Source organism: Alteromonas sp. I10, assembly GCF_003201515.1.
GTDB classification, from domain to species: Bacteria; Pseudomonadota; Gammaproteobacteria; order Enterobacterales; family Alteromonadaceae; genus Alteromonas; species Alteromonas macleodii.
The window spans coordinates 16055-37255 of sequence record NZ_QJJN01000005.1 but is presented as its reverse complement, the minus strand read 5'-3'; the positions used below and the strand labels follow the sequence as shown (position 1 = coordinate 37255).

Below are 21201 nucleotides of genomic sequence, written 5' to 3'. Positions count from 1 at the left end.
ACTTAAATTTGTCTTGGAAAATGTACTCTGACCCCATTGTTTCAAATAATGTACTCTGACCCCATTATTTAACCCCATTATTTAGGTTAGTCGCGCCAGCGCTTGGTTAGTTCGTCGTAGGCGTCTATGCGGCGGTCGCGGAAGTAAGGCCAAATGCGCTTCACCTGTTCGGTTCGCTCCATATCAAGCTCTACGGTTAGCGTGGTTTCACCTTCAGCTTCGGCTTTGGCCAAAATCTCACCTTGCGGGCCTGCTACAAAGCTTTGTCCCCAGAACTGAATACCTGGATCACCTTCAACAGGTGACGCTTCAAATCCAGTGCGGTTTGCCACGATAACCGGTACTGAGTTTGCCACAGCGTGAGAGCGCTGAATGGTTTCCCATGCACCATGCTGACGGGTACGTTCTTCTTCTGTGTCAGTTAAATCCCAGCCGATTGCGGTAGGGTAGAACAACAAGTCCGCACCTGCCATCGCCATTAGGCGCGCCGCTTCTGGATACCACTGGTCCCAACACACCAATACGCCAAGTTTACCTACGCTGGTTTCAATAGGCGTGAAGCCCATATCGCCCGGTGTGAAGTAAAACTTCTCGTAAAAGCCTGGGTCATCAGGAATATGCATTTTACGATATTTGCCCGCAATTTCTTTACTGCGGTCGAACACGACTGCGGTGTTGTGATACAAACCTGAACCGCGCTTTTCAAATAAAGATGTCACCAACACGATATTGTGTTTTTCGGCTAGTTCACCAAAAAATTCTGTCGCAGGTCCAGGAATTGGTTCAGCCAAATCAAAGGCGTCAGTATCTTCTTGCTGGCAAAAATACAGGGTGCTGTGTAGTTCTTGAAGCAAAATACACTCGCATCCTTCAGCGGCTAATTTGGCAATTTGCTCGGCACTTTTATTCCAGTTCGTTGCTTTATCGTTATCGGCAACGGCCTGTTGTACCAGACCCACTTTTAGCTTAGCTGGGCGCATGTAATGACACTCCTTTCTTTAAGGTGGTGATAATCGAATCTTTTAATGTATTTGTGGGAACCTGCATGGAAATGCAATGCAAGCTGCCGTATTGTCTTACCAGTACACTGCAATCGATTGGTTCAACAATATGATTGGGATGTGCTCTTTGTACAGTCTCAATGGCTTCTGCGTCTTCCTCTTCACCGTAAACAGGCAATAATATTGCGTTGTTACAAATTAAGTAATTTGCGTACGATGCCGGCAGGCGATCCCCTTCGTCATTTACAATATTAGGCAGCGGCAGATGAAACTGTTCATGCTCAGGCAGCTCAAGGGCGCACTCGTCGCACAACGCTTTCAACCCTTCAAAATGACTGTCATTAGGACGGTTGTTACACGCCTGGATCACTAGGCCTTTGTTCGGCGTGAAACGCACTAATGTGTCGATGTGACCGTCAGTATCATCGCCTTCTAAATGACCATGTTGCAAAATAGTAACTTTGCTGCAGCCTAGCATATCTTTAAATGCATCTTCGTAAGCGCTTAGCGACATATCACCATTACGCTCAGGGTTAAGTAAACACTGGGCAGTACTTAATAGGTGTCCGTCTTCATCAATTTCCAGCGCGCCACCTTCAGCCACAATTGGGCTGCTGCGAAGTACAGATTTACACATGCTGGCAAGATAACGCTGATTCGCCAGATTATCTTCAGCGGCGTTAAACTTATTGCCCCAACCGTTAAAGCGAAATTCTACCGGCGAGCCATTGCCTTCACTGTCTTTACAAGTGATGAAGCCGTAGTCGCGCATCCATGTGTCGTTAAATGAGGCAGGAACAATAAGCACTCGAGCGTTCTCTGGTAAACGAGAATTAAGATCGTCTACGTCACTCGGCGCACATAATAAAATCACACCCGCATCGTTGCGGTTTACTGCAGCAATCACGTTCAGATACGTCGCTCTCGCGTCTTCTAACCATGGAGCCCAGTCGGTTTGCGCATGAGGCCACGCTAACATAACAGCATCAATGTTATGCCATTCAGGCGCCATAGTACGGTTGCCGTGCATAGTAAAATTCCAAATAGCTACGAAATAGGGTTCGGATTATAGCCATGCCTCAGCATGAGACCAAGGCAAATGGCGATGAAATTAATTGGCGGTGACGATTACTTTAAGCCATGAGGACAACTGAAGTGACAGAAAAAAGGGGCAGTCTTTATTTTAAATGCCGCCCACCGTTGAGGTGAAGGGTTTGCCCTGTCACGTAGTCACTATCAAATAAATAGTTCACGGCTTTCACGGCCTCTTGCGCCCCCGGTACTATCTCTAACAGTGATTTTCCTAACGCTTTTTGCTTATAAGCTTCGTCATCACCCTCATTGAACATAAGCAAAGCTGGGGCAATGCTATTTACTTTTACCTTAGGTGCTAGCTTCTTAGCAAATGATAGGGTCAGGTTGTGCAGGGCTGCCTTACTTGCCGCATAAGCCATGTGTTTCTCGCTGCCTGTTTCTTGAACGTAGTCAGTCATATGAATAATGTCAGACTGAACGTCGCAATCACAAAGAGCCTTTTCAAGTGCCAAGTTTATGCGGTAAGGGGCAACAGCATGGACCAACATCATTCGTTCAATCAAGCTATGCTTGTCATGGTTATCTTTTTCTTGCGCCCAATCTGACGCGTTGTGGATCACCGCTCGATAGGTTTTACTGATTGCCTTAATCTCATCAATTGCTCGATCAATAGCCGCCTCAGTGCTAAAATCCGCCTGTAAGACTGTAGCACCTTTATCCTCAAGCATTGAAATACTTGGACGAAGTGTTCGATAAGTCACGACAACGTGGTGGCCCTGGTCAAGTAAACTATTGGCCATAGCTAAGCCTAAACGTTGACTTGCGCCTGTAATTAACACAGGTGAATTCAAGATGATGTCCTTCTTTCGTAAAAGGTAACGGTTTTATTATTCTGTGCCAAATGCACAGTCGGTAGCAATGACATTAAATAAAAGTCATGTTGCCAAGTAATCGATCTGTAACGAACTCATGCTCGTACAAGATCAAAAAAGAAGTAACTACGGATAAAGTAATGTTAGCAAAAGAAGCGGTAATTGTGCGCGACGCACTAGACCCCTCTATTTCAGAGCCAGCACAACGTGTACGAGAAGCATTAGAAGCCAAAGGTTTAGAAACACCTATGGTGGCTAATGGTCTTACTGACGAGCAAAAGCGCAAACGAATTGAAAGTGCTATGCGTGACGTAATGGACACGCTTGGCCTTGATCTAACTGACGACAGTTTGTGTGATACGCCCACGCGAATCGCTAAAATGTATGTTAATGAAATCTTCGGTGGATTGGACTACCGCAAATTTCCTAAGATTACTGCCATTGAAAACAAGATGCAGATTGACCAGCCTGTACAGGTATCTGATATAAGCCTGACCAGCACCTGCGAACACCACTTTGTTACTATTGATGGCACGGCAACCGTATCTTATATTCCAAAAGACACAGTAATCGGCCTTTCAAAGATTAATCGCCTTGTGGGTTTCTTTGCTCAACGTCCACAGGTACAAGAGCGTTTAACTCAACAAGTGTTAGTTGCGTTGCAGACGTTGACCAATACAGAAGACGTAGCGGTGAGCATTAACGCCACGCACTATTGCGTTAAGGCGAGAGGGATCCGTGATACTAATTCATATACGAAAACGTCTGCGCTCGGCGGCCGTTTCCTTACTGATAATGAATTGAAACGAGAGTTCTTTCGGTAGTTGATGGTTGTTTGTTTCGGAACTTTATTCAAGAACTTTAAAAGCCGCTCATGAAGCGGCTTTTTGTTTGCTAACATTTTGCTACGCTTTCCAATGCGCTTTATTTGATAACAAGCTCTGCATCCAGTGAATCGACAATCAAATTGATACGGCCACCAATACCATCGGCCGCCGTTAAACTGAGTACTTTATTGCAGCACCCACAAGATTCATGTTGTTCGTGATACATGTCGCGAACTGTTTCTAGCTGGAAGTCATTTATTGCGCCGCAATACGGGCACATGTATTCCAAAGCACTATCACTTTGCATCGTTTTATCCGTTACCATGTTAAACATATCCATATGACATAAGTCGAATCCCGCTGTGTAATACTTCTGCGTGAAGCAAGAAACAAACCACACACAACAAGAAGAGTGCTACTTCCGCGTCAATCAGTTTGAGAGCCAGTCAAACACAGGCCAAGCTACCAAAGTTATGCGGAAGCTACGTGAACTATCTATTCACTATAAAAAGTATAGTGGGTATTTATTGGTGTGCCTGTGAAAAAATGACTTATTCGATAAGTCACTGGCAGTAAAGATAATTAATTTGGCGACTAAGCCGCGGATAACTTGCTAACCACTTTTCAAACAGCAATTAGCAAGATATGGCGAAAGCTCGAACTTTAATCAGCAAGAAGCCACATTTGTTGAAAAGGCTCAAGCAATAGTGGTGAAGCATTCATTTCGACAGTTTCATCAGTTAGCAAATCTCGGCCTGATGCGCCCTTTAGTGTTGCCAAAAGGCTACGCTGAATGGTCTGAGGGTGCTCACTGAAGTTACATATCACAAGCAGCTTGTGACCCTGTGTATTTTCCCGAAGAAAAGCAAAGCAATGATGGTTATCGGCATCTAAAATTTGGGTGCTAGACTGCCCGAAAATCGCATTCTGCTTTCTAATTGCTATCATTTTGCGCAATCCGTTAAACACGCGAAGGCTCGCAGTCTCTGTAGGGTTGGCAGGCGACGTGTTTCCTAGCGCCAATCCCGTATCTGCGCGGGTAACAGCAATTCGGTTTACCCATCTGTCGTCGTGCTTTTTGGTGTCATCAAATCGATAGCTGTAGTCATTAAGCTTGCCTACTTCATCACTAGAGTAAAGTAGCGGAATACCTCCAATGCTAAAGGTGATACCGTAAAGCAGCATCATTCGTTTCACAGCGTCATCAATGCCTTTTGAATCGTTGGATTTAAGCGCGCCTTCTAGCCCACATAAAGAGGCCAGTGAACCACACACACGACAATCGCCGTTAGAAGGGTTTTCAGCAAACGGCACGCCGTTGGCAAAACTTCCTTCAAAACGACCGGTATAAAATTGATTAAGAAAATGGCGGTGATCGAATGCGTTAATACCCAGTTCGTTGGCTACCGCGTCGTCGAAGGTCCATCCGATATCGTCGTGGCATCGCACGTAGTTCACCCATGTGCAGTTCTCAGAAATAGAGAAGCTCTTTTTCATTGAGCGCGTAAGCAAACGGGTTTTACGCGTGGCTAATGAATTCCACAGCAGTGCCATTAGCAAAGGGTTATAGGATAGCTGACACTCATCTTTGTCGATGTACTTAAGTACTTCGTCAGGGTGCACGATGGCTTCTGACTTAAAGACCACGGCAGGCGCTACAATTTGTAAGCAACAGTTGAACGCTTGTATAAGAACATGGGCCTTTTCCTGATTTTCGCAGTTAGTACCAAGCTCTTTCCAAATAAAGGCCAACGCATCTAAACGCAGTGCAGCGCTACCTATATTGGCCAGAAACAACATTTCAGACGTGATAGCGTTAAACACTTCAGGATTACTGTAGTTTAAATCCCATTGAAAGCTGTTAAATGTCGTCCATACCCATTTTTCTATCTGTTCATTAAAGGTAAAGCTACCTCTTCTTACCTGGGGAAATATTTCTCTTAAAGTATGTTCGTACTGATCGGGAATGGTTCTGTCATCGAAAAGGTAGTAGTAGTCTTGAAACTGCTTCTCACCTGCCAGTGCAGCTTTCGCCCAAGCGTGCTCGTCAGAGGTATGATTGAACACAAAGTCGAGAACAAGATTTATTCCCTCTTTCTGAAGTGCTGAAGCAAGCTTTTCCAGGTCTTTCACTGTGCCTAGCGTTGGATTAACCTTGCGATAATCCGACACAGCATATCCTCCATCGCTATCCCCTTTGGGCGCATCGTATAAAGGCATTAAGTGCACATAGGTAACGCCTAAAGACTTAAAGTAGGGAATTTTGTCATGCAAGTCATTCAAAGTGGGGCCCATCAGGTCAACATAGCAGGCCATGCCGACTTGCTGTTCATCGCGATACCAAAGCGGGTTTTTTAACCTTTCATTATCAAGCTTTTTGAGGGCTGGTTTACGGTTTTTTAAACCGTCTCTTAATATTTCAACCAGTTTTTGTAAATGAAAGTAGCAGTCATACTGGTGCCCATAAACGTAGGTATATTTGTCAAAAAGACGAGGAAAATGTTCCTTCAAGCGACGCGTAAAAGTTGTTGCATCTTTCTTACTTAGGCCAGATAAATCGGTTGATGCCAAGATTCGGTCTAAACATACACCACTGTCAGCAGCATAGCTCATAGAAAACTCCAAAGTGCGACGCTTAAGTGCGTCATACAACCTATCCTAATTAACAGGTTTACAGGCTTTTTAAATTCTGTTAACTTTTATCTTAAACGATTAAGCTCATTTATCAAGTTTATTACATCGTTATTTTTGACCTACTGAATGCGTGCAATGATCAACGTGTTTTTGTGAAGTTTAGAAGGGCGGAACAAGGCCTTTCATACCGTGCTTGTGAGACAGACTATGCCCAATCATGATCCTAGTAGCAGAATTATCAGATGGCTAACCTACCTAATGTTTATGATGTTTGCGATGACGTCAGACTCGGTAGGCGAGATAATCAAAGAAGTGAAAGTGGCGTTCTCTGTCACCAATGCTCAAGCAAGCTTAATGCATTCACTCCCCATGTTAGGTATTGCCTTATCGGGTCTATTCCTAGGTTTTTTGGCTGATAAGTTAGGCCGCAAGCCTACCATTATCATTGGTTTAGCGTTGTTTGGCCTTGCATGCTACAGCTTCTTAATTGCTAACGACTTTGTGTTGATTGTAAGTTTAATGAGCTTATCTGGCGTTGCCGTGGGTATCTTTAAAACAGGTGCGCTGGCGCTCATCGGTGATATTTCAACATCGACCAAGCAGCACACAGCAACTATGAATGGGGCAGAAGCCTTCTTTGGCGTTGGCGCAATTATCGGGCCTCTTATTGTCGCTTATCTTATTCATCAAGGCGTTGCATGGCAGTGGCTTTATGTAATCGCTGGTGGTGTTTGTACGCTACTTATAATCGGTGCTTTGCTGGTGAAATACCCCGCTTACACTCGCGATACAGCCTCAGGTGAAAAGAAAGTATCGATAGCGCAGAGCTTAAGTTTAGTGAAAAACCCCTATGCTTTAGGATTTTCAGTAGGCGCGTTTTTATATGTCGCCGCAGAAAGCGCCATTTATGTGTGGATGCCGAGTTATTTAGTGTGCGACGCGACTACGCTTAAAGCGACCTATGATTGTTATACTGAAGGCTTCTCTCAGACCCTTGCAATATACTCGGTAACGGCATTCTTTATCCTTCGTGCTGCAGGGCGTTTCGTAGGCATCTGGATGATGTCTCACTTCAACTGGGCATTGGTTCTTATGGTGTTCACTGGTGCTATTGTACTGTGTTTCGGTCTTGGTCTGTGGGGCGGAAAACAGCTTGCGTTGTTTCTATTCCCGCTAACGGGCATTTTTATGTCAGTAATTTATCCTACCTTTAACTCAAAAGGCATAAGCTGTTTCCCAAAACATCAACACGGAAGCGTAGCCGGAGTAATCTTGTTCTTCACCGCAGCAGGTGCGGCCGCAGGGCCTTTCATCATGGGCCTGGTGAGCGACGCCAACGGTGGCGACGCCAAGTATGGCTTTATGGTAGCCACGGGTTTTGCTGCCGTGCTCTTTGTTGGCTTGGTGTATAACTACATTAAGAACCCTACCAAAGAACGTTTAGCGGAAATTGAGGCAAGCGAATACGCCAACTAAATGCAATGCTCGCTCTTTATTCCTTAAAACCGTAACGTGCCGGGCTTGCTCTCGGCACTGGTTTTTCCTCACGTTGTTGTTTAAGCTTCGGTTATTCCTATCAGTTTCTAGTCTAATCACGTTCCATGGATGAGTTAAAACAAGCGCAAGCCCTTTACGACACTCTTGTAGAATTTGCAGTGACCTACAGTTTCCAAATTGTAGGCGCCATCATTATTTTTCTGCTTGGCTGGTGGGTGGCCAATAAAATAGGCCACATGGTTGAAAACCTGATGGTCAGCAGAAATATCGATATTACGCTGAGCCGCTTTACCGGCGGTGCCAGCAAGCTAGTGGTATTGGGTATCGTAATAATTATAGCATTAGGTAATGTGGGCATTAGCGTAACCCCACTTATAGCCGCCGTAGGTGCTGTAGGTTTAGGTGCAGGTTTAGCTATTCAAGGTATGTTGGCCAACTATGCCGCTGGCTTTACCATAATTATTACCCGTCCTTTCGTTGTTGGCGACACTATCCGCGTGCGTGGTGTTGCAGGGGTGGTCGATCAAGTCATGTTGCCCTATACCATTCTTATTGACGAAGACAATGTTCACATCCAAATACCCAACAAACTGATAGTCGGTGAAATCTTGCATAATTCTGCAGAGAACATGTTGATTGAACTTGAAATTGGCGTTGCCTATTCCAGTAAGGTCGATGAGGTAATCGATGTGATTCGCAAGGCTGTTGAAACGGTAGATGGAATCAGCGAAGAAAAGTCACCCGCCATTGGTGTAGATAATTTTGGCGACAGCAGTATTAACTTTGGTATTCGGGTTTGGGCGCCAGCTGTAAGGCATTTCGAAGTGCGCTATGCACTAAACCAAGCCATTTTTAATGCCCTTCAGCAGCATGATATTGAAATACCATTCCCGCAGCGGGAAGTCAGGATGCTCGACCAATAAAAGTTTGTATCGCTATTGATAAAAATGCCGAATAAGAGACCCCTTATTCGGCATTTTTCTATTACGGCTTCGCGATTTTTAGATTTCGTATAGCTCTAGGGGTAAACCGTCAGGATCTTGGAAAAATGTAAAGCGTTTGCCGGTGTATTCATCGGTTCTCACTGGCTCGCATTCAACTCGCTTATTCGTTAGGTGGTTGATCATTTCATCAAGGTTGTCCACCTTGAACGCTAAGTGCCTAAGTCCTTGCGCTTCTGGGCGCGACGGTCTTTGCGGTGCCCCCGGAAACGAAAAAAGCTCAATCTGACTGCCATCAGGTAACGCGAGGTCACATTTATAAGAGTCTCTGGCTTCACGGTAGTTTTCATCAATAATCGAGAAGCCCAACACGTCCGTGTAAAACGTCTTTGAGCGAGGGTAGTCACTACAAATGATAGCAACGTGGTGAAAGCCTTTCAGCATCTAAATTTCCTTAATATTTATACTTACGGCATCTCTTGACCGCGAGCAGACTCAAATAACTTGTACCAGTGCTCTCGACTTAAATGAACATCTTCAGCCTTTTGGCTTGCTTTAATTCTGTCAATGTTGGTACTGCCCAAAACGGGCGCAATGTTGGCAGGATGTCGCATCAACCAGCCCAAAACAATCGCTTCAGGCGTAGTTTGATATTCACCTGCAAGTTGAGCCACTAAGTCTGCTGTTGCACGGTCATTACTATTTTCAACTTTTGCACCTGTGTATCTACCTTGTGCCAAGCTTCCCCATGCCTGAAGTTGCACGTTGTTCATCATGCAGTATTCAAGTGTGCCGGGCGCATAACCTGTATCGCGATTAGCAGCACTGTTGGTAGTAATGCCGTCTTCTAACCAGTCTCTAAAGCCAAGGCTCATTTCAAGTTGGTTGGCAACAATAGGTGTGGAAAGTGCAGACTGCAGGTAATTAATTTGGTGACCATGCATGTTTGAAACGCCAACATGCTTTATTTTACCTTGCTGCTGAAGCAGCTTCAGTGTACCGGCGACTTCGTCTAGCTCCATAAGTGGATCTGGACGATGCAGCAGTAGTATATCAAGCTGTTCTATTCCTAATCTAGAGAGAATGCCTTCAACCGACGTGTGAATGTGATTTGCTGAAAAGTCGTAACGCTTTGGTCCTAAATCATCCTCAAATCGTATTGCACATTTAGATTGGATAATCATTTTGTCTTTTAATTCGGGCGCTTGCTTGAGCGCTTCACCAAAAACCGTTTCGGCTTTGCCGAACGTATAAATATCAGCATGATCAAACACATTAATATCTAAACTCAGCACAGTATCAATGATGCTTCTTGCTTGGCTTATATCGGCTTTGGTTGCCGGTTTGTCGTTCCAACCGCCACCTAAGCCCATGCATCCATATATTAAGCGGCTTGCGTGTGAAAACTGTGCATTCATGTCATTTTCTCCCTGTTTGAGAATATCGAGTGGGCAGGGCCTGTATTAGCTCAAGGCTTGTTTTAAAAGTACTGTAATATGGTCCAAGCGATAAGAAAAGTCTGATTAGGCGAGCGTATTTTTACTGTCGACCGTTAGCCTAGCTTGAAGGTTTATGGTGTTGCAGCACCGATAAAGATCATTTTTACGATGTAGGCGTGTATTTAAATTAATCAGTGGGCTTTTTAAAAGCTGAGTTCAAGGAAAAGAGGGCATATGTTTAAGCAGTTAGTTTCAATGATTATGGCGGGTATGGTGTGTGTGGGCTTGTCTGGCTGTACTGGCGTACCTGACAAGGTAGTGCCGGTTGAAGGCTTTGAGCTTCCTCGTTATTTAGGGAAGTGGTATGAAATAGCGCGCTTTGACCATAGCTTCGAAGAAGGATTAAGCGAAGTTACGGCAACCTATAGCATGCGCGATGACGGAGGGGTTAAGGTAATTAATCGCGGTTTTTCAGTAGAAGAAAATGCATGGGATGAAGCCGAGGGCAAAGCGTATTTTGTAGAGTCTGAAACGACAGGGCATCTGAAAGTATCGTTCTTTGGCCCATTTTACGCTAGCTATGTAATTATGGAGCTAGATAAAGAAGGTTATCAATATGCTTTGATAACAGGCCCAGATAAAGACTACCTTTGGATTTTAGCGCGAACACCTTCTATTTCAGACGAAGTCCGCACCCGTTTACTAGAAAAAGCGACATCGGCTGGGTACGACGTTAGCAAGCTTATTTGGGTAGAGCACGGCGAAGAGGATTCATAGCCACTTTCGAGCGAGTTGTTCTGCGCGCAAAATGGGAATTGTGCTATTATTGCGCGCATCTTCCCCTCTGTTTGAATAAGTACTAAGAGAGACAAGGCATGCAAACGCTCACCATTACTACGCCAGACGATTGGCACCTTCACTTTCGCGATAACGAAATGCTAGCTGAAACAGTGCCTGCAACCGCACGTTGTTTCCAGCGCGCTATTGTTATGCCAAACCTTGTACCACCGGTGGTTAATGCTGAAATGGCCATGGCGTACAAAGGGCGAATTGAAGCTGCGCGACCTAGAGGCAGTAGCTTTGAGCCATTAATGACCTTATTCCTTACTAATCAAACTACACCTCAAGACATTATCGATGCAAAACAAGCGGGCGTAACTGCGTGTAAGCTATATCCTGCAGGGGCCACTACCAATTCAGACGCCGCAGTAAAAGGCATTCAGGCTTTATACCCCGTATTCCAAGCCATGCAAGAGCAAGGTTTGCTATTGTTGATACACGGTGAAGTGACAGAGCATCACATTGATATTTTTGACCGTGAGAAAGTATTTATTGATACCCATTTAGGGCCTATCGTTGACGCATTCCCTAAGCTGAAAGTGGTGTTTGAGCATATTACGACAGCAGATGCCGCAAGCTTCGTAGCGGGCGCCAGCGAATTTGTTGGAGCCACCATTACCCCTCAGCACTTATTGTTAAATCGCAACGATTTACTGGTTGGCGGCGTACGCCCTCATAACTATTGCTTGCCAGTGTTAAAACGCAACACGCATCAAAAAGCGTTGCGCGATATGGTGGCAAGCGGCAACAAAAAATTCTTCCTAGGTACCGACTCGGCACCTCATGCAAAACATAAAAAAGAAAATGCTTGCGGCTGCGCGGGTTGTTATAGCGCATGGTCTGCAATTGAGCTTTATGCCGAAGTGTTCGAGCAGCTAGGCGCAATAGATAAGCTCGAAGGATTTGCTAGCCATTACGGTGCAGATTTTTATGGTTTACCACGAAATACGACTACAATGACATTAGTGAAAGAATCGTGGACGGTGCCAGAACAAGTAACCCTAGCTGATGGCACCGATATGGTTCCATTTTATGCGGGGCAAACGTTGCAGTGGAAATTAGAAAAGGCATTTCAAGCGTAGTTTTTGTTGTTATTGTCTGTTTATGTGCCCTGTGGAGTTCATCCACTTGGGCACAAGCACTCTCTTGCTCTCACGCCCCCGATTTACCAAGCACCCTATCTCCCTCTGAGAAGCAGAGTATTCAATCTTACTCACTCACAGTGTTTAAAAATGCCTTATCAAAAAATGGCATTGATTTAACGCCTGCTACTGACACCATATCGAATAAAGCTGACGTCCTTATCAATTTGATCAGAGATGAAAATAACGAAGATAGTTTTTTTTGGATCACGCCGCTATTTGCCTTTGAATGTGGAAATAATGTTCGATGTACGCCGAATGCGGGCAGTCAGGCAACGACAATAGCAATGAGCTATATCGCACTGAGCAAAAGTGAAGGTTCTGCCGATATTGCAGAGCGGATGAGCGAGCTGATTGCTCAATACAAAGGTTCAGACGACTTCACATTGCTTGCTAGCGCAATGCGGGATGAACTGAAAGCATCTTTCCCGGCCACAATACTTACTTTTGGAACACTAAGCTTAGCAGGTGAGCTGCATGCTAATACCGACAATCTTTGGGTCATCGCCGACATTGTGCCACTTTTTTCAGAGGTGGGAGAGCGAGGAAAGCTTAAAGGCATTGCTGCAGACTTGGTCAGAGACATATTAGATGAGATGACGCTCAAGCAGAGTATCCTTTCCGCGCCATGGGAACGTATTGCAAAGGAAGCAATGACCAAGTCTAACGTATTGGTATTCTCAGTAATTCGCACGAGTGAAAGAGAAAGCGTGTTTCACTGGGTAACGCCGGTATCAAGAAACCTTCATGGACTGTACGGCATCGATAAGCCCTATTTTGAATCCTTTGCCAACGTACCAAAGAACTTTAGGGTTGGTACCTTATTGGAAGACTATCGCTATAACGTTGCGATAGAGCATGGCTTCAAAGTAAAAGCCTATGATTCGTGGCAGGCGTTAGTGGACGCACTGATTAACAACGAAATTGATACTATTTTCGGTTCTCAGGGCGCAATTGACTTTGGATGTAACCCAAAACAATTTAAATGTGAGACAATAACCCTATCGAGTAAGTACGACATTTCAACGGCCTACCTAGCACTGTCAAAGAAAGACACCTGTGTTTTAGTTTTAGAGAAGCTCAAGTTAGCGGCGGCCGGTGTGAAAATGAGTGACAAGTTTAATGAGCAGCTTTCTTCCTGGAGTGACATGGTGTCCCAAGAATACGGCATAGCTCATCATACCGAACATGGTGTAGTGCACCTTTGGAACCCAAATTAATGACAGTTGAAACAGTTAAGCATTTAGATATAAACCCTGCCATCACCAAGGCGCTAGACTCACAAGGCATTTACCAACTTTCCCCTATACAGGCACAATCGCTCCCTGAGGCGTTGCAGGGGAAAGATGTGATAGGCCAAGCGCAGACGGGCAGCGGCAAGACTCTGTGCTTTGTAATTCCTGCCTTGCAGCACGTAGAAGTGAATGATTTTACCACGCAGGCCATCATACTTTGTCCTACCCGAGAGCTTGCTGATCAAGTGGCTCAGCAGTGCCGTTCGGCGGCTAAGAACATCGGTAATATTAAAGTGACCACGTTATGTGGTGGCCAGCCTATGGGGCCGCAGATTCAGTCACTGAAACATAGCCCGCACATCATTGTGGGCACGCCGGGTCGCGTAATGGACCATGTGGAAAAGCGTCGAATTGACCTAAGTAACGTAAAGTTGCGTGTCCTCGATGAAGCCGATCGCATGTTAGATATGGGCTTTGAAGACGATTTACGCATTATTTTCGGTCAAACGCCAAAACAAGTGCAAACCCTATTGTTTTCTGCAACCTTTACGGAACAAATTGAGCGTGTAGCCAAGCAGTACCTGCACAACCCGGTAAACTGTAAAGTTGAGTCTCAAGACAGTAAACCCGCTATCACCCAATTGGGCTACAACGTGCTCCCGCACACACGCACTCAGGCGCTTAAAGCGGTACTTACCCACTACCAACCTAAAAATGCCATTGTATTTTGTAACCGCAAGGTTCAGGTAAATGAAGTGGTTGAGGAGCTTATCGAAGATGGCTTTAGCGCAGCTGGACTTCAGGGGGACTTGGAACAGCATCAACGCACATCGGTGCTAATGCAGTTCGCCAGCGATGCGCTACAAGTACTTGTTGCCACCGATGTAGCTGCGCGAGGGCTGGATATTGATGATGTTGCCTGCGTAATTAATTATACGGTAAGTGAAGAGCCGGAAACCCATATTCACCGCATTGGTCGCACGGCGCGAGCAGGCGCACAGGGCATGGCGGTAACGCTAGTCAGCGATGACGAAGAGCACTTCTTGCGAAAAATAGAAGTATTGCAAGAAAGCGATATTCCACTTAAAGGCGCACAAAGCCTGCGTTTTCATAAAAACAAAATTACTCAGCCTGAATTTACCTGTATTTCACTAAGCGCGGGTAAAAAAGAAAAGCTTCGCCCAGGCGATCTGGTGGGTGCACTTACCAAAGATGCGGGCATTCCTGGCGACGACTTGGGCAAAATTAAAGTTCAGAACAGCATGAGTTTTGTCGCAGTGAAAACGCGAAGCGTGAAAAAAGCCATGGCGCACTTTAGAGAAGGTAAGATTAAAGGAAAGCGTATTAGAGCCCGAAAGCTTTAATATGCGCTCTTAGATCTAAGTACTGACGTTATTCAATGGAAGGTGAGTGTGGTCGCTGAAACTGACTTGAGCGTGTTACTGAAAAATCTGAATCCTGTGGCGAGTAGTGAAAATTACGTTTTTACTACCTTGCCTGCTGACAGATTAACTAGTGCGTTAATTTCAGTAGCTAAGGGGATGTTTCAAGAACGCGAGGGCACCACCCTTATTCTTCCGGTTGCCGCAGCCGAGAAAGCTAATCTGCAATTTGAAGGTTATTACCGCTGTATAACCTGTGAAGTGCATTCTAGTTTGGAAGCGGTAGGCATGACTGCAGCTATGTCCACCGCGCTGGGTAAGGCAGGAATTAGCGCCAACGTGGTGGCCGCTTATTATCACGACCATATTTTCGTGCCAGCTGAAAAAGCCGACTTGGCGATAGACGTTTTAACGTCGTTGTCTAACTAGGCTTGACCATTCTCTTCCTGCCTATTCTCTTTTCTCAAAAACGCATCAACCAGCCCCATGGTTAAGCAATATTGGGCACCATAGTAAGTTGTCATTACCCAAAAGGTAGACAGTGGAAGCGGGGTTTTGAAAACCGACTGGGCGAGAATGGCATCTGATACCACAAAAAATAACGCACCGGTTACGATTAGCTTGGTTTGAGCCAACCACACTGCGGTTAAACCCATCAGTGTGATTACGCTAATATAGGCGACTACAGGGTAAAAGAAGGCTTTCGACGCTGGTAGAATGTGCACTGCCATCATTACGGCAAAGCTAATCATAATAATACTAATGAACCACTTTGGTTTGCGTGAAATGATATGGTCGCCGGGCGTTTCTTGTAGGCGGCGATGCAGCAACGCAAAACACATAGCATACGTTAAATGGGCAACAAAAAAGCACGCCAAGCCGGTAATAAAACTATCAGCAAAGGGCAAGGCCAGACTAACATCTCCGGCAAGACTAAAAAGTAACGCCGCCAACACCATGTATCGCGGCATGGCGCTAAGTTTTGTATAGGCGAAAACTGCCAGTACCACAATAGGCAGGGCTTTGGGTAAGAATTGCGCCACGTAGGGGGTAAGCGGCAGCGTCGCCAGGTAAATCAACGCTAAGCTGCTAAAGACAATAGTTGTTCTTACATTCATATTTAGCCTTTTTGAAACTGCTCGGTCATACACTTCAACACGACAAAAAAAGCCCCAGTTTGGTGAAGCAAACATGGGGCTTTAGCTATCGAATTTTATATGCGCTATTCAATGTGCGCGAATTACCAAATTTTTACGCGTTCTTCTGGTGGTAAATACAACGCATCTTCTTCGGTCACGTTAAACGCTTCGTAGAATTCAGGTACGTTGCGAACAGCACCGTTAGTGCGGAACTTCGTAGGTGAATGGGTATCGGTTTGTACTTGGCTGCGCAACGCTTCTTCGCGATATTTGCTTGCCCAAACCTGGCCGTAACCAATGAATACACGCTGATCGCCAGTGAAACCGTCTAGTTCAGGCGCTTTTTCACCATCAAGAGACAGGTGGTAAGCTTTAAGTGCGATGCTGATGCCGCCAAGGTCGCCGATGTTTTCACCTAGGGTATATTCACCGTTTACGTGCAAGTCAGGCAGAACCTCAAACTGGTTATACTGTTCAATCAAGTTCGCAGTGCGTGCTTCAAACTCGCCGCGATCTTCGTCAGTCCACCAGTTTCGAAGAACGCCATCCCCGTCGAAGGTAGACCCTGAATCATCAAAACCATGGCCAATTTCGTGACCAATTACCGCACCAATACCACCGTAGTTAACCGCATCTTCGGCGTTCATGTCAAAGAACGGAGGTTGAAGGATAGCCGCAGGGAATACAATTTCGTTTAGCGGAGGGTTGTAGTAAGCATTAACAGTTTGTGGTGTCATGCCCCATTCATGGGTCCACACTGGGCCGCCTTGTTTCTTAAGCATTTCTTCGTACAGCACGTCCGAAGAACGCTTTAGGTTTCCAAACAGGTCACTGGCATTAACTGTCAGAGCTGAATAGTCTCTCCACTGGTCTGGGTAACCAATTTTCACGGTAAACTTAGACAGCTTGTCCAGTGCTTGTGCACGAGTTTCATCTGTCATCCAATCAAGATTTTCGATACTTTCTTTGTAAGCTAACAACAGGTTATTAACCATTTCCATCATGCGATCTTTCGCTTCAGGCGGGAAGTGCTGTTTTACATAAACCTTACCGATTAGCTCGCCTACATGGGCATTTGAAAGGCTTACTGCACGACGCCATTGTGGCTGTTGCTCTTCAACACCGCGAAGCACTTTGCTGTAGAAATTGAAGTTTGCTTCATCAAGCTCAGCATTTAAGCGACTGGCTGAAGCATTTAGCAAGCCCCACTTAAGGAACGTTTTCCAATCTTCCAGTGAAGTATCTGCAATAACGCCATCAATGTTTTGCATGTAGTCTTTTTGCAGGATGCCTAGCGAAGGAATGTCGCTAATGTCTGCTTCAGTAAGATAAGCGTCCCAGTCGAACTTAGGCATTAACGCTTTAAGTTCTTCAATTGTCAGTTTGTTATAGTTGGCAGCAAAGTTACGAGCCTGCTCTTTTTTCATATGTAACTGAGCAATTTTAGTCTCAAGTGCGAACAGCATATCCGCACTTTCTTTAGGCGCGTCGAAACCCGCCAGCTCAAACATGGTTTGAATATGTTTAACGTAGGCATCGCGAATGGTTTGTGATGTTTCGTCGTCCTTGAAGTAGTACTCGCGCTCAGGAAGGCCTAAGCCCGACTGCCACGTGTACATCAAATATTCTTTTGGCGACTTAAGGTCAGGGTATTGAGTTAGGCTGAACGGCGTACCGTAGCCATAGCGAGCTGCATAAGCGAAATACTCAGCAAGATCGGTGTAGTCTTCAATGGCATCAATCTTAGTTAACTCAGGCTTTAGCGGCGTCGTACCAAGTTCGTTGCGGGTTTCCATGTCCATATAGGCACGGTAAAAATCACCGACTTTTTGCTCGTCGCTGCCCGCTTTAAAGTCGCCTTCGGCAGACGATTTTATAATATCCATAACGTGATCTTGTGCTTCATCGCGAAGGATCACGAAAGAACCGTAGCTCGATTTATCTGCCGGTATTTCAAAATTATCAAACCATTTGCCGTTTACGTAGCGGAAAAAGTCATCACCTGGGTCAACAGACAGATCCATATTTTCTTTAATGACACCTGAAGAAAGCTGTTGCTGAGCTTCTTCGGTAGCCGCGCTCTGTGTCTGTTGTTCTGTGGATGAATTTTGTGGGCTACAAGCCGTGAGGGCCAGTGCCACGCTTAAGCTTAAAACGCTACGTAACATGTCGAGTTTTCCTTTTCATTTTATTGGGCGACATTTGGGCTTGTCGCTTATTGTTTTTAGTGCGTTGCGAAACCTGTGCATCCCTTCGAAAGAATGGTGTGGCGTATTGCGTGCACGCTTTTTACTAATTTTTAGCATGGCGGGGGGGATAGAAAAAGTGTTTATAGTGAAAATACACAGCTTGTAACAACTTGTAGGGCTAATTTCGCTATAGTGTTTTTTTCACACACTACAACATTCAAGGAACGGCGATGGACTTACACAATACCCCTTTCGATAGCGTATCACCTTGTGAGTACGCCGATGCGCTGCCAAGAGAGCAGTTCATGCACTATGCGATAAAACCATTGTGGGAAGGCATGCCACGCATTGCGGGTCCAGCATTTACCGTTAAGTGTGAGCCGGGAGACCATCTTATGCTGCATGCGGCGATATATCGCGCAAGCCCCGGTGACATTATTGTTGTGGAAGCCGATGATGAGTTCGCTGTTGCGGGCGGTAACGTCTGCGCGATAGCCCAGTCTCGCGGCATAAAAGGTTTCGTGATTGATGGTGTTATACGAGATCTTGCAGAAACCCGTGACAACAAATTTCCGGTATTTGCCAGGGGCGTTATACCCAAGCCAGGAGCCAAAAAGTGCATATCGCCGTTAAATGAGCCTATTTCCTGTGCAGGTGTAACGGTTCACGCCGGAGATATCATTGTTGCAGACGAAGAGGGCATTGCTGTAATTCCAAAAGATGAGGCGCTAACAGCCTATGACATTGCCCAAAAGCGAGCCCAGAAAGATGGCTCCATGTCACTTGAACAGTGGCAGGCTGAGCACGCTGAAAAAGTGGAAAGCATACTGGCTAAATTGGGCTTTGCAGAGTGAAGGTTTGCAGATAACTCGCCATGCTTCGACTGGTTTTTGATAAGCGCTTTACTAAACCCTTCACTAAGCTTTTCATTAGGCAATAAGCTTTGCCAAATATTAACCAATGTTAAATGAGCTTTGCGGTAAAAAGGCGCCGCAAAGTTCAACACACTTTCAGTTATCGTGTAGAATTGTGACCTAAGCATTTTGGGGCATACGTAAACGTGCTCTGTCACTGAATAACTAACGAGTTCTACATGTTTTCATTTTTTGAAAAGCTGACCCAGCCTTTCCCTGACACGCCGCCTACCCAACCGCCAACAGGTATCGTTGCATTTTGTAAGTACTACACAAAAGGCATGTGGGGCGTAATCCTTACTGTTTCCGTGCTAAGTGCCATTGTTGCCATGTTAGAAGTGGCGCTTTTCGGCTTTTTAGGGCAGTTAGTTGACTGGTTCTCTGATCAAAACCGAGCCACGTTTTTAGCCGACCAAAAATTTACCCTCATTGGCATGGGTTTAACCGTGCTCGTTTTTATTCCGTTGTTTATTTTGTTGCGCTCGTTGTTTTCTCGCCAGTCCTTGATGGGGAACTACCCCATGCGCATTAGATGGCAAGCGCACCGCTATTTGCTTGGACAAAGTTTAACCTTCTTTCACGATGAGTTTGCCGGCCGTGTGGCCACCAAGGTGATGCAGACTGCGCTATCGGTACGAGAAACCGTGACCAAGGTTCTCGATTTGCTGGTGTACATCAGCGTTTATTTTATCTCTATGGTAGTGCTTATTTTCAGCACTGACTGGCGCTTAGCCATGCCGCTTATCGTGTGGTTTTTTGTGTATATCGGTATCTTGAAGGTGCTGGTACCTAAACTAAAAGAAGTCTCGCAAAAGCAAGCCGACGCGCGCTCATTAATGACTGGGCGTATTGTCGATAGCTATACCAATATCACAACGGTGAAGCTGTTTTCACATAGTCGCCGCGAAGCGGATTACGCAAAAGAAAGTATGGATGGTTTTCTTAAGACGGTTTACCCGCAAATGCGTTTGGTTACCGTGTTGGAATTCTGCGTGGAAATGGCTAACGCCATTCTTATTTTCACCATTGGTGCGCTATCTGTGTATTTGTGGATGGAAAACATCGCGAGCCCGGGCGATATCGCCATTGCTATTAGTCTGTGTTTGCGACTAAACGGTATGTCGCACTGGGTTATGTGGGAAGTATCAGGCTTGTTCGAGAACTTAGGCACGGTACAGGATGGCATGAATACGCTAGCACAGCCGATAGCAGTGAAAGACAAGCCAAAAGCCGACGCGTTAAAGGTAAATGGCGGCGGGATTAATTTCGATAATGTGCATTTTTCCTATTCAGGTGCAGATAACAAACCTATTGATGTGTTCACTAACTTGGATTTAGCCATTAGGCCCGGAGAAAAAGTGGGCTTAGTGGGGCGTTCTGGCGCGGGTAAATCGACATTGGTTAATTTGCTCATGCGTTTTTACGACACCCAGAGTGGTCGCATTGTCATTGACGGCCAAGATATTACTGAAGTAGGCCAAGAGACCCTTCGTGCTAAAATCAGCATGGTGACTCAAGATACCTCTCTGATGCATCGCTCGGTACGCGATAACATTCTTTACGGACGCACGGATGCGACAGAAGAAGATATGATCCGTGCAGCCAAACAGGCCGAAGCGCACGACTTTATTCTTACGCTTACCGATAGTCACGGTAGAACAGGGTACGACGCTCACGTGGGTGAACGAGGCGTGAAGCTTTCAGGCGGTCAGCGCCAGCGCATTGCCATAGCTCGCGTATTGTTAAAAGACGCGCCTGTATTAGTGCTGGACGAAGCCACATCAGCGCTAGATTCAGAAGTTGAAGCGGCAATTCAAGCCTGTCTGGATAAAGTGATGGAAGGCAAAACCGTGCTGGCTATTGCGCATCGACTGTCGACCATTGCGCAAATGGACAGGTTACTTGTTCTGGATAAGGGCAACATTGTAGAGCAGGGAACCCATACCGAGCTTATTGCGCACAATGGCATATATGCCAAGCTTTGGGCGCACCAAACGGGCGGATTTATAGGCGTTGAATAGGCAAGGAGCGAATTAGCGTTCAATCGCAGATGGGATGGATAAACCGCTTGTATCTTGAAAGTGGTTAAGTATAATACGCGTCCCTCCCTTGCG

19 protein-coding genes are annotated in these 21201 nt (G+C 45.6%); 10 read left to right on the top strand and 9 right to left on the bottom strand.

Annotated elements, in window-relative coordinates:
* Nucleotides 1–86 precede the first annotated feature (86 nt).
* From BZA03_RS11210 to folM, 3 genes are all read right to left on the bottom strand, one after another.
* A complete protein-coding gene (locus BZA03_RS11210) occupies nt 87–980 on the bottom strand; it encodes a carbon-nitrogen hydrolase (RefSeq protein WP_039229281.1) in 894 nt (297 codons plus the stop codon).
* Nucleotides 967–2031, bottom strand: coding sequence for an agmatine deiminase family protein (locus BZA03_RS11205; protein WP_014977636.1), 1065 nt, complete (start codon nt 2029–2031; stop codon nt 967–969). The genes BZA03_RS11210 and BZA03_RS11205 overlap by 14 nt, the downstream gene beginning before the upstream one ends.
* Nucleotides 2032–2179: 148 nt before the next feature.
* Nucleotides 2180–2887 (bottom strand): dihydromonapterin reductase, encoded by a 708-nt coding sequence (gene folM, locus BZA03_RS11200; protein ID WP_110288824.1) that lies wholly within the window; start codon nt 2885–2887, stop codon nt 2180–2182.
* A gap of 161 nt (nt 2888–3048) precedes the next feature.
* Here folM and folE point away from each other — a divergent pair, with 161 nt between their 5' ends.
* On the top strand, nt 3049–3732 hold the full coding sequence (gene folE, locus BZA03_RS11195) for a GTP cyclohydrolase I FolE (protein WP_014951061.1): 684 nt from the start codon (nt 3049–3051) through the stop codon (nt 3730–3732).
* A 100-nt stretch (nt 3733–3832) separates the two neighbouring features.
* Here folE and BZA03_RS11190 read toward each other — a convergent pair whose 3' ends face one another.
* On the bottom strand, nt 3833–4060 hold the full coding sequence (locus tag BZA03_RS11190; RefSeq protein WP_230598813.1) for a hypothetical protein: 228 nt from the start codon (nt 4058–4060) through the stop codon (nt 3833–3835).
* Nucleotides 4061–4398: 338 nt separating this feature from the next.
* Nucleotides 4399–6348, bottom strand: a complete 1950-nt coding sequence (locus BZA03_RS11185; RefSeq protein ID WP_110288823.1) for an alpha-amylase family glycosyl hydrolase — start codon at nt 6346–6348, stop codon at nt 4399–4401.
* A gap of 279 nt (nt 6349–6627) precedes the next feature.
* Here BZA03_RS11185 and BZA03_RS11180 point away from each other — a divergent pair, with 279 nt between their 5' ends.
* Nucleotides 6628–7845 carry an MFS transporter gene (locus BZA03_RS11180; RefSeq protein WP_014980533.1) on the top strand — a complete coding sequence of 406 codons (1218 nt, stop codon included), beginning with the start codon at nt 6628–6630 and terminating at the stop codon, nt 7843–7845.
* Nucleotides 7846–7970: 125 nt separating this feature from the next.
* Complete coding sequence (locus BZA03_RS11175) at nt 7971–8789, top strand: mechanosensitive ion channel family protein (RefSeq protein WP_110288822.1); 819 nt, start codon at nt 7971–7973, stop codon at nt 8787–8789.
* Nucleotides 8790–8867: 78 nt separating this feature from the next.
* Here BZA03_RS11175 and BZA03_RS11170 read toward each other — a convergent pair whose 3' ends face one another.
* Nucleotides 8868–9251 (bottom strand): VOC family protein, encoded by a 384-nt coding sequence (locus BZA03_RS11170; RefSeq protein WP_014951056.1) that lies wholly within the window; start codon nt 9249–9251, stop codon nt 8868–8870.
* 23 nt (nt 9252–9274) lie between these two features.
* The gene (locus BZA03_RS11165) at nt 9275–10225 is read right to left on the bottom strand and encodes an aldo/keto reductase family oxidoreductase (RefSeq protein WP_110288821.1); all 951 of its coding nucleotides are present in this window, start codon (nt 10223–10225) and stop codon (nt 9275–9277) included.
* A 255-nt stretch (nt 10226–10480) separates the two neighbouring features.
* Between BZA03_RS11165 and BZA03_RS11160 the strand changes: the two genes are divergently transcribed.
* The 5 genes from BZA03_RS11160 (at nt 10481) to BZA03_RS11140 (ending at nt 15274) form a co-directional block, all read left to right on the top strand.
* Nucleotides 10481–11023, top strand: a complete 543-nt coding sequence (locus BZA03_RS11160) for a lipocalin family protein (protein ID WP_110288820.1) — start codon at nt 10481–10483, stop codon at nt 11021–11023.
* A 98-nt stretch (nt 11024–11121) separates the two neighbouring features.
* On the top strand, nt 11122–12168 hold the full coding sequence (gene pyrC / locus BZA03_RS11155; protein WP_110288819.1) for a dihydroorotase: 1047 nt from the start codon (nt 11122–11124) through the stop codon (nt 12166–12168).
* Nucleotides 12138–13448, top strand: coding sequence for an ABC transporter substrate-binding protein (locus tag BZA03_RS11150; RefSeq protein ID WP_110288818.1), 1311 nt, complete (start codon nt 12138–12140; stop codon nt 13446–13448). The genes pyrC and BZA03_RS11150 overlap by 31 nt, the downstream gene beginning before the upstream one ends.
* Nucleotides 13448–14827, top strand: coding sequence for an ATP-dependent RNA helicase DbpA (gene dbpA / locus BZA03_RS11145; RefSeq protein ID WP_110288817.1), 1380 nt, complete (start codon nt 13448–13450; stop codon nt 14825–14827). Before BZA03_RS11150 ends, dbpA begins: the two co-directional genes overlap by 1 nt.
* A gap of 48 nt (nt 14828–14875) precedes the next feature.
* A complete protein-coding gene (locus BZA03_RS11140; RefSeq protein ID WP_039229305.1) occupies nt 14876–15274 on the top strand; it encodes an ACT domain-containing protein in 399 nt (132 codons plus the stop codon).
* Here the strand turns inward: BZA03_RS11140 and BZA03_RS11135 are convergent.
* Both BZA03_RS11135 and BZA03_RS11130 read right to left on the bottom strand, forming a co-directional pair.
* Nucleotides 15271–15963 (bottom strand): lysoplasmalogenase, encoded by a 693-nt coding sequence (locus BZA03_RS11135; protein ID WP_258364628.1) that lies wholly within the window; start codon nt 15961–15963, stop codon nt 15271–15273. The genes BZA03_RS11140 and BZA03_RS11135 overlap by 4 nt on opposite strands.
* A 122-nt stretch (nt 15964–16085) precedes the next feature.
* A complete protein-coding gene (locus BZA03_RS11130; protein WP_061486710.1) occupies nt 16086–18152 on the bottom strand; it encodes a M13 family metallopeptidase in 2067 nt (688 codons plus the stop codon).
* Nucleotides 18153–18403: 251 nt separating this feature from the next.
* Between BZA03_RS11130 and BZA03_RS11125 the strand changes: the two genes are divergently transcribed.
* Together BZA03_RS11125 and BZA03_RS11120 are read left to right on the top strand one after the other, a co-directional pair.
* A complete protein-coding gene (locus BZA03_RS11125) occupies nt 18404–19027 on the top strand; it encodes an RraA family protein (RefSeq protein ID WP_110288815.1) in 624 nt (207 codons plus the stop codon).
* 239 nt (nt 19028–19266) lie between these two features.
* Nucleotides 19267–21108: an ABC transporter ATP-binding protein gene (locus tag BZA03_RS11120; RefSeq protein WP_110288814.1), complete on the top strand. Its 1842-nt coding sequence runs from the start codon at nt 19267–19269 to the stop codon at nt 21106–21108.
* The last annotated feature ends 93 nt before the right edge of the window (nt 21109–21201 follow it).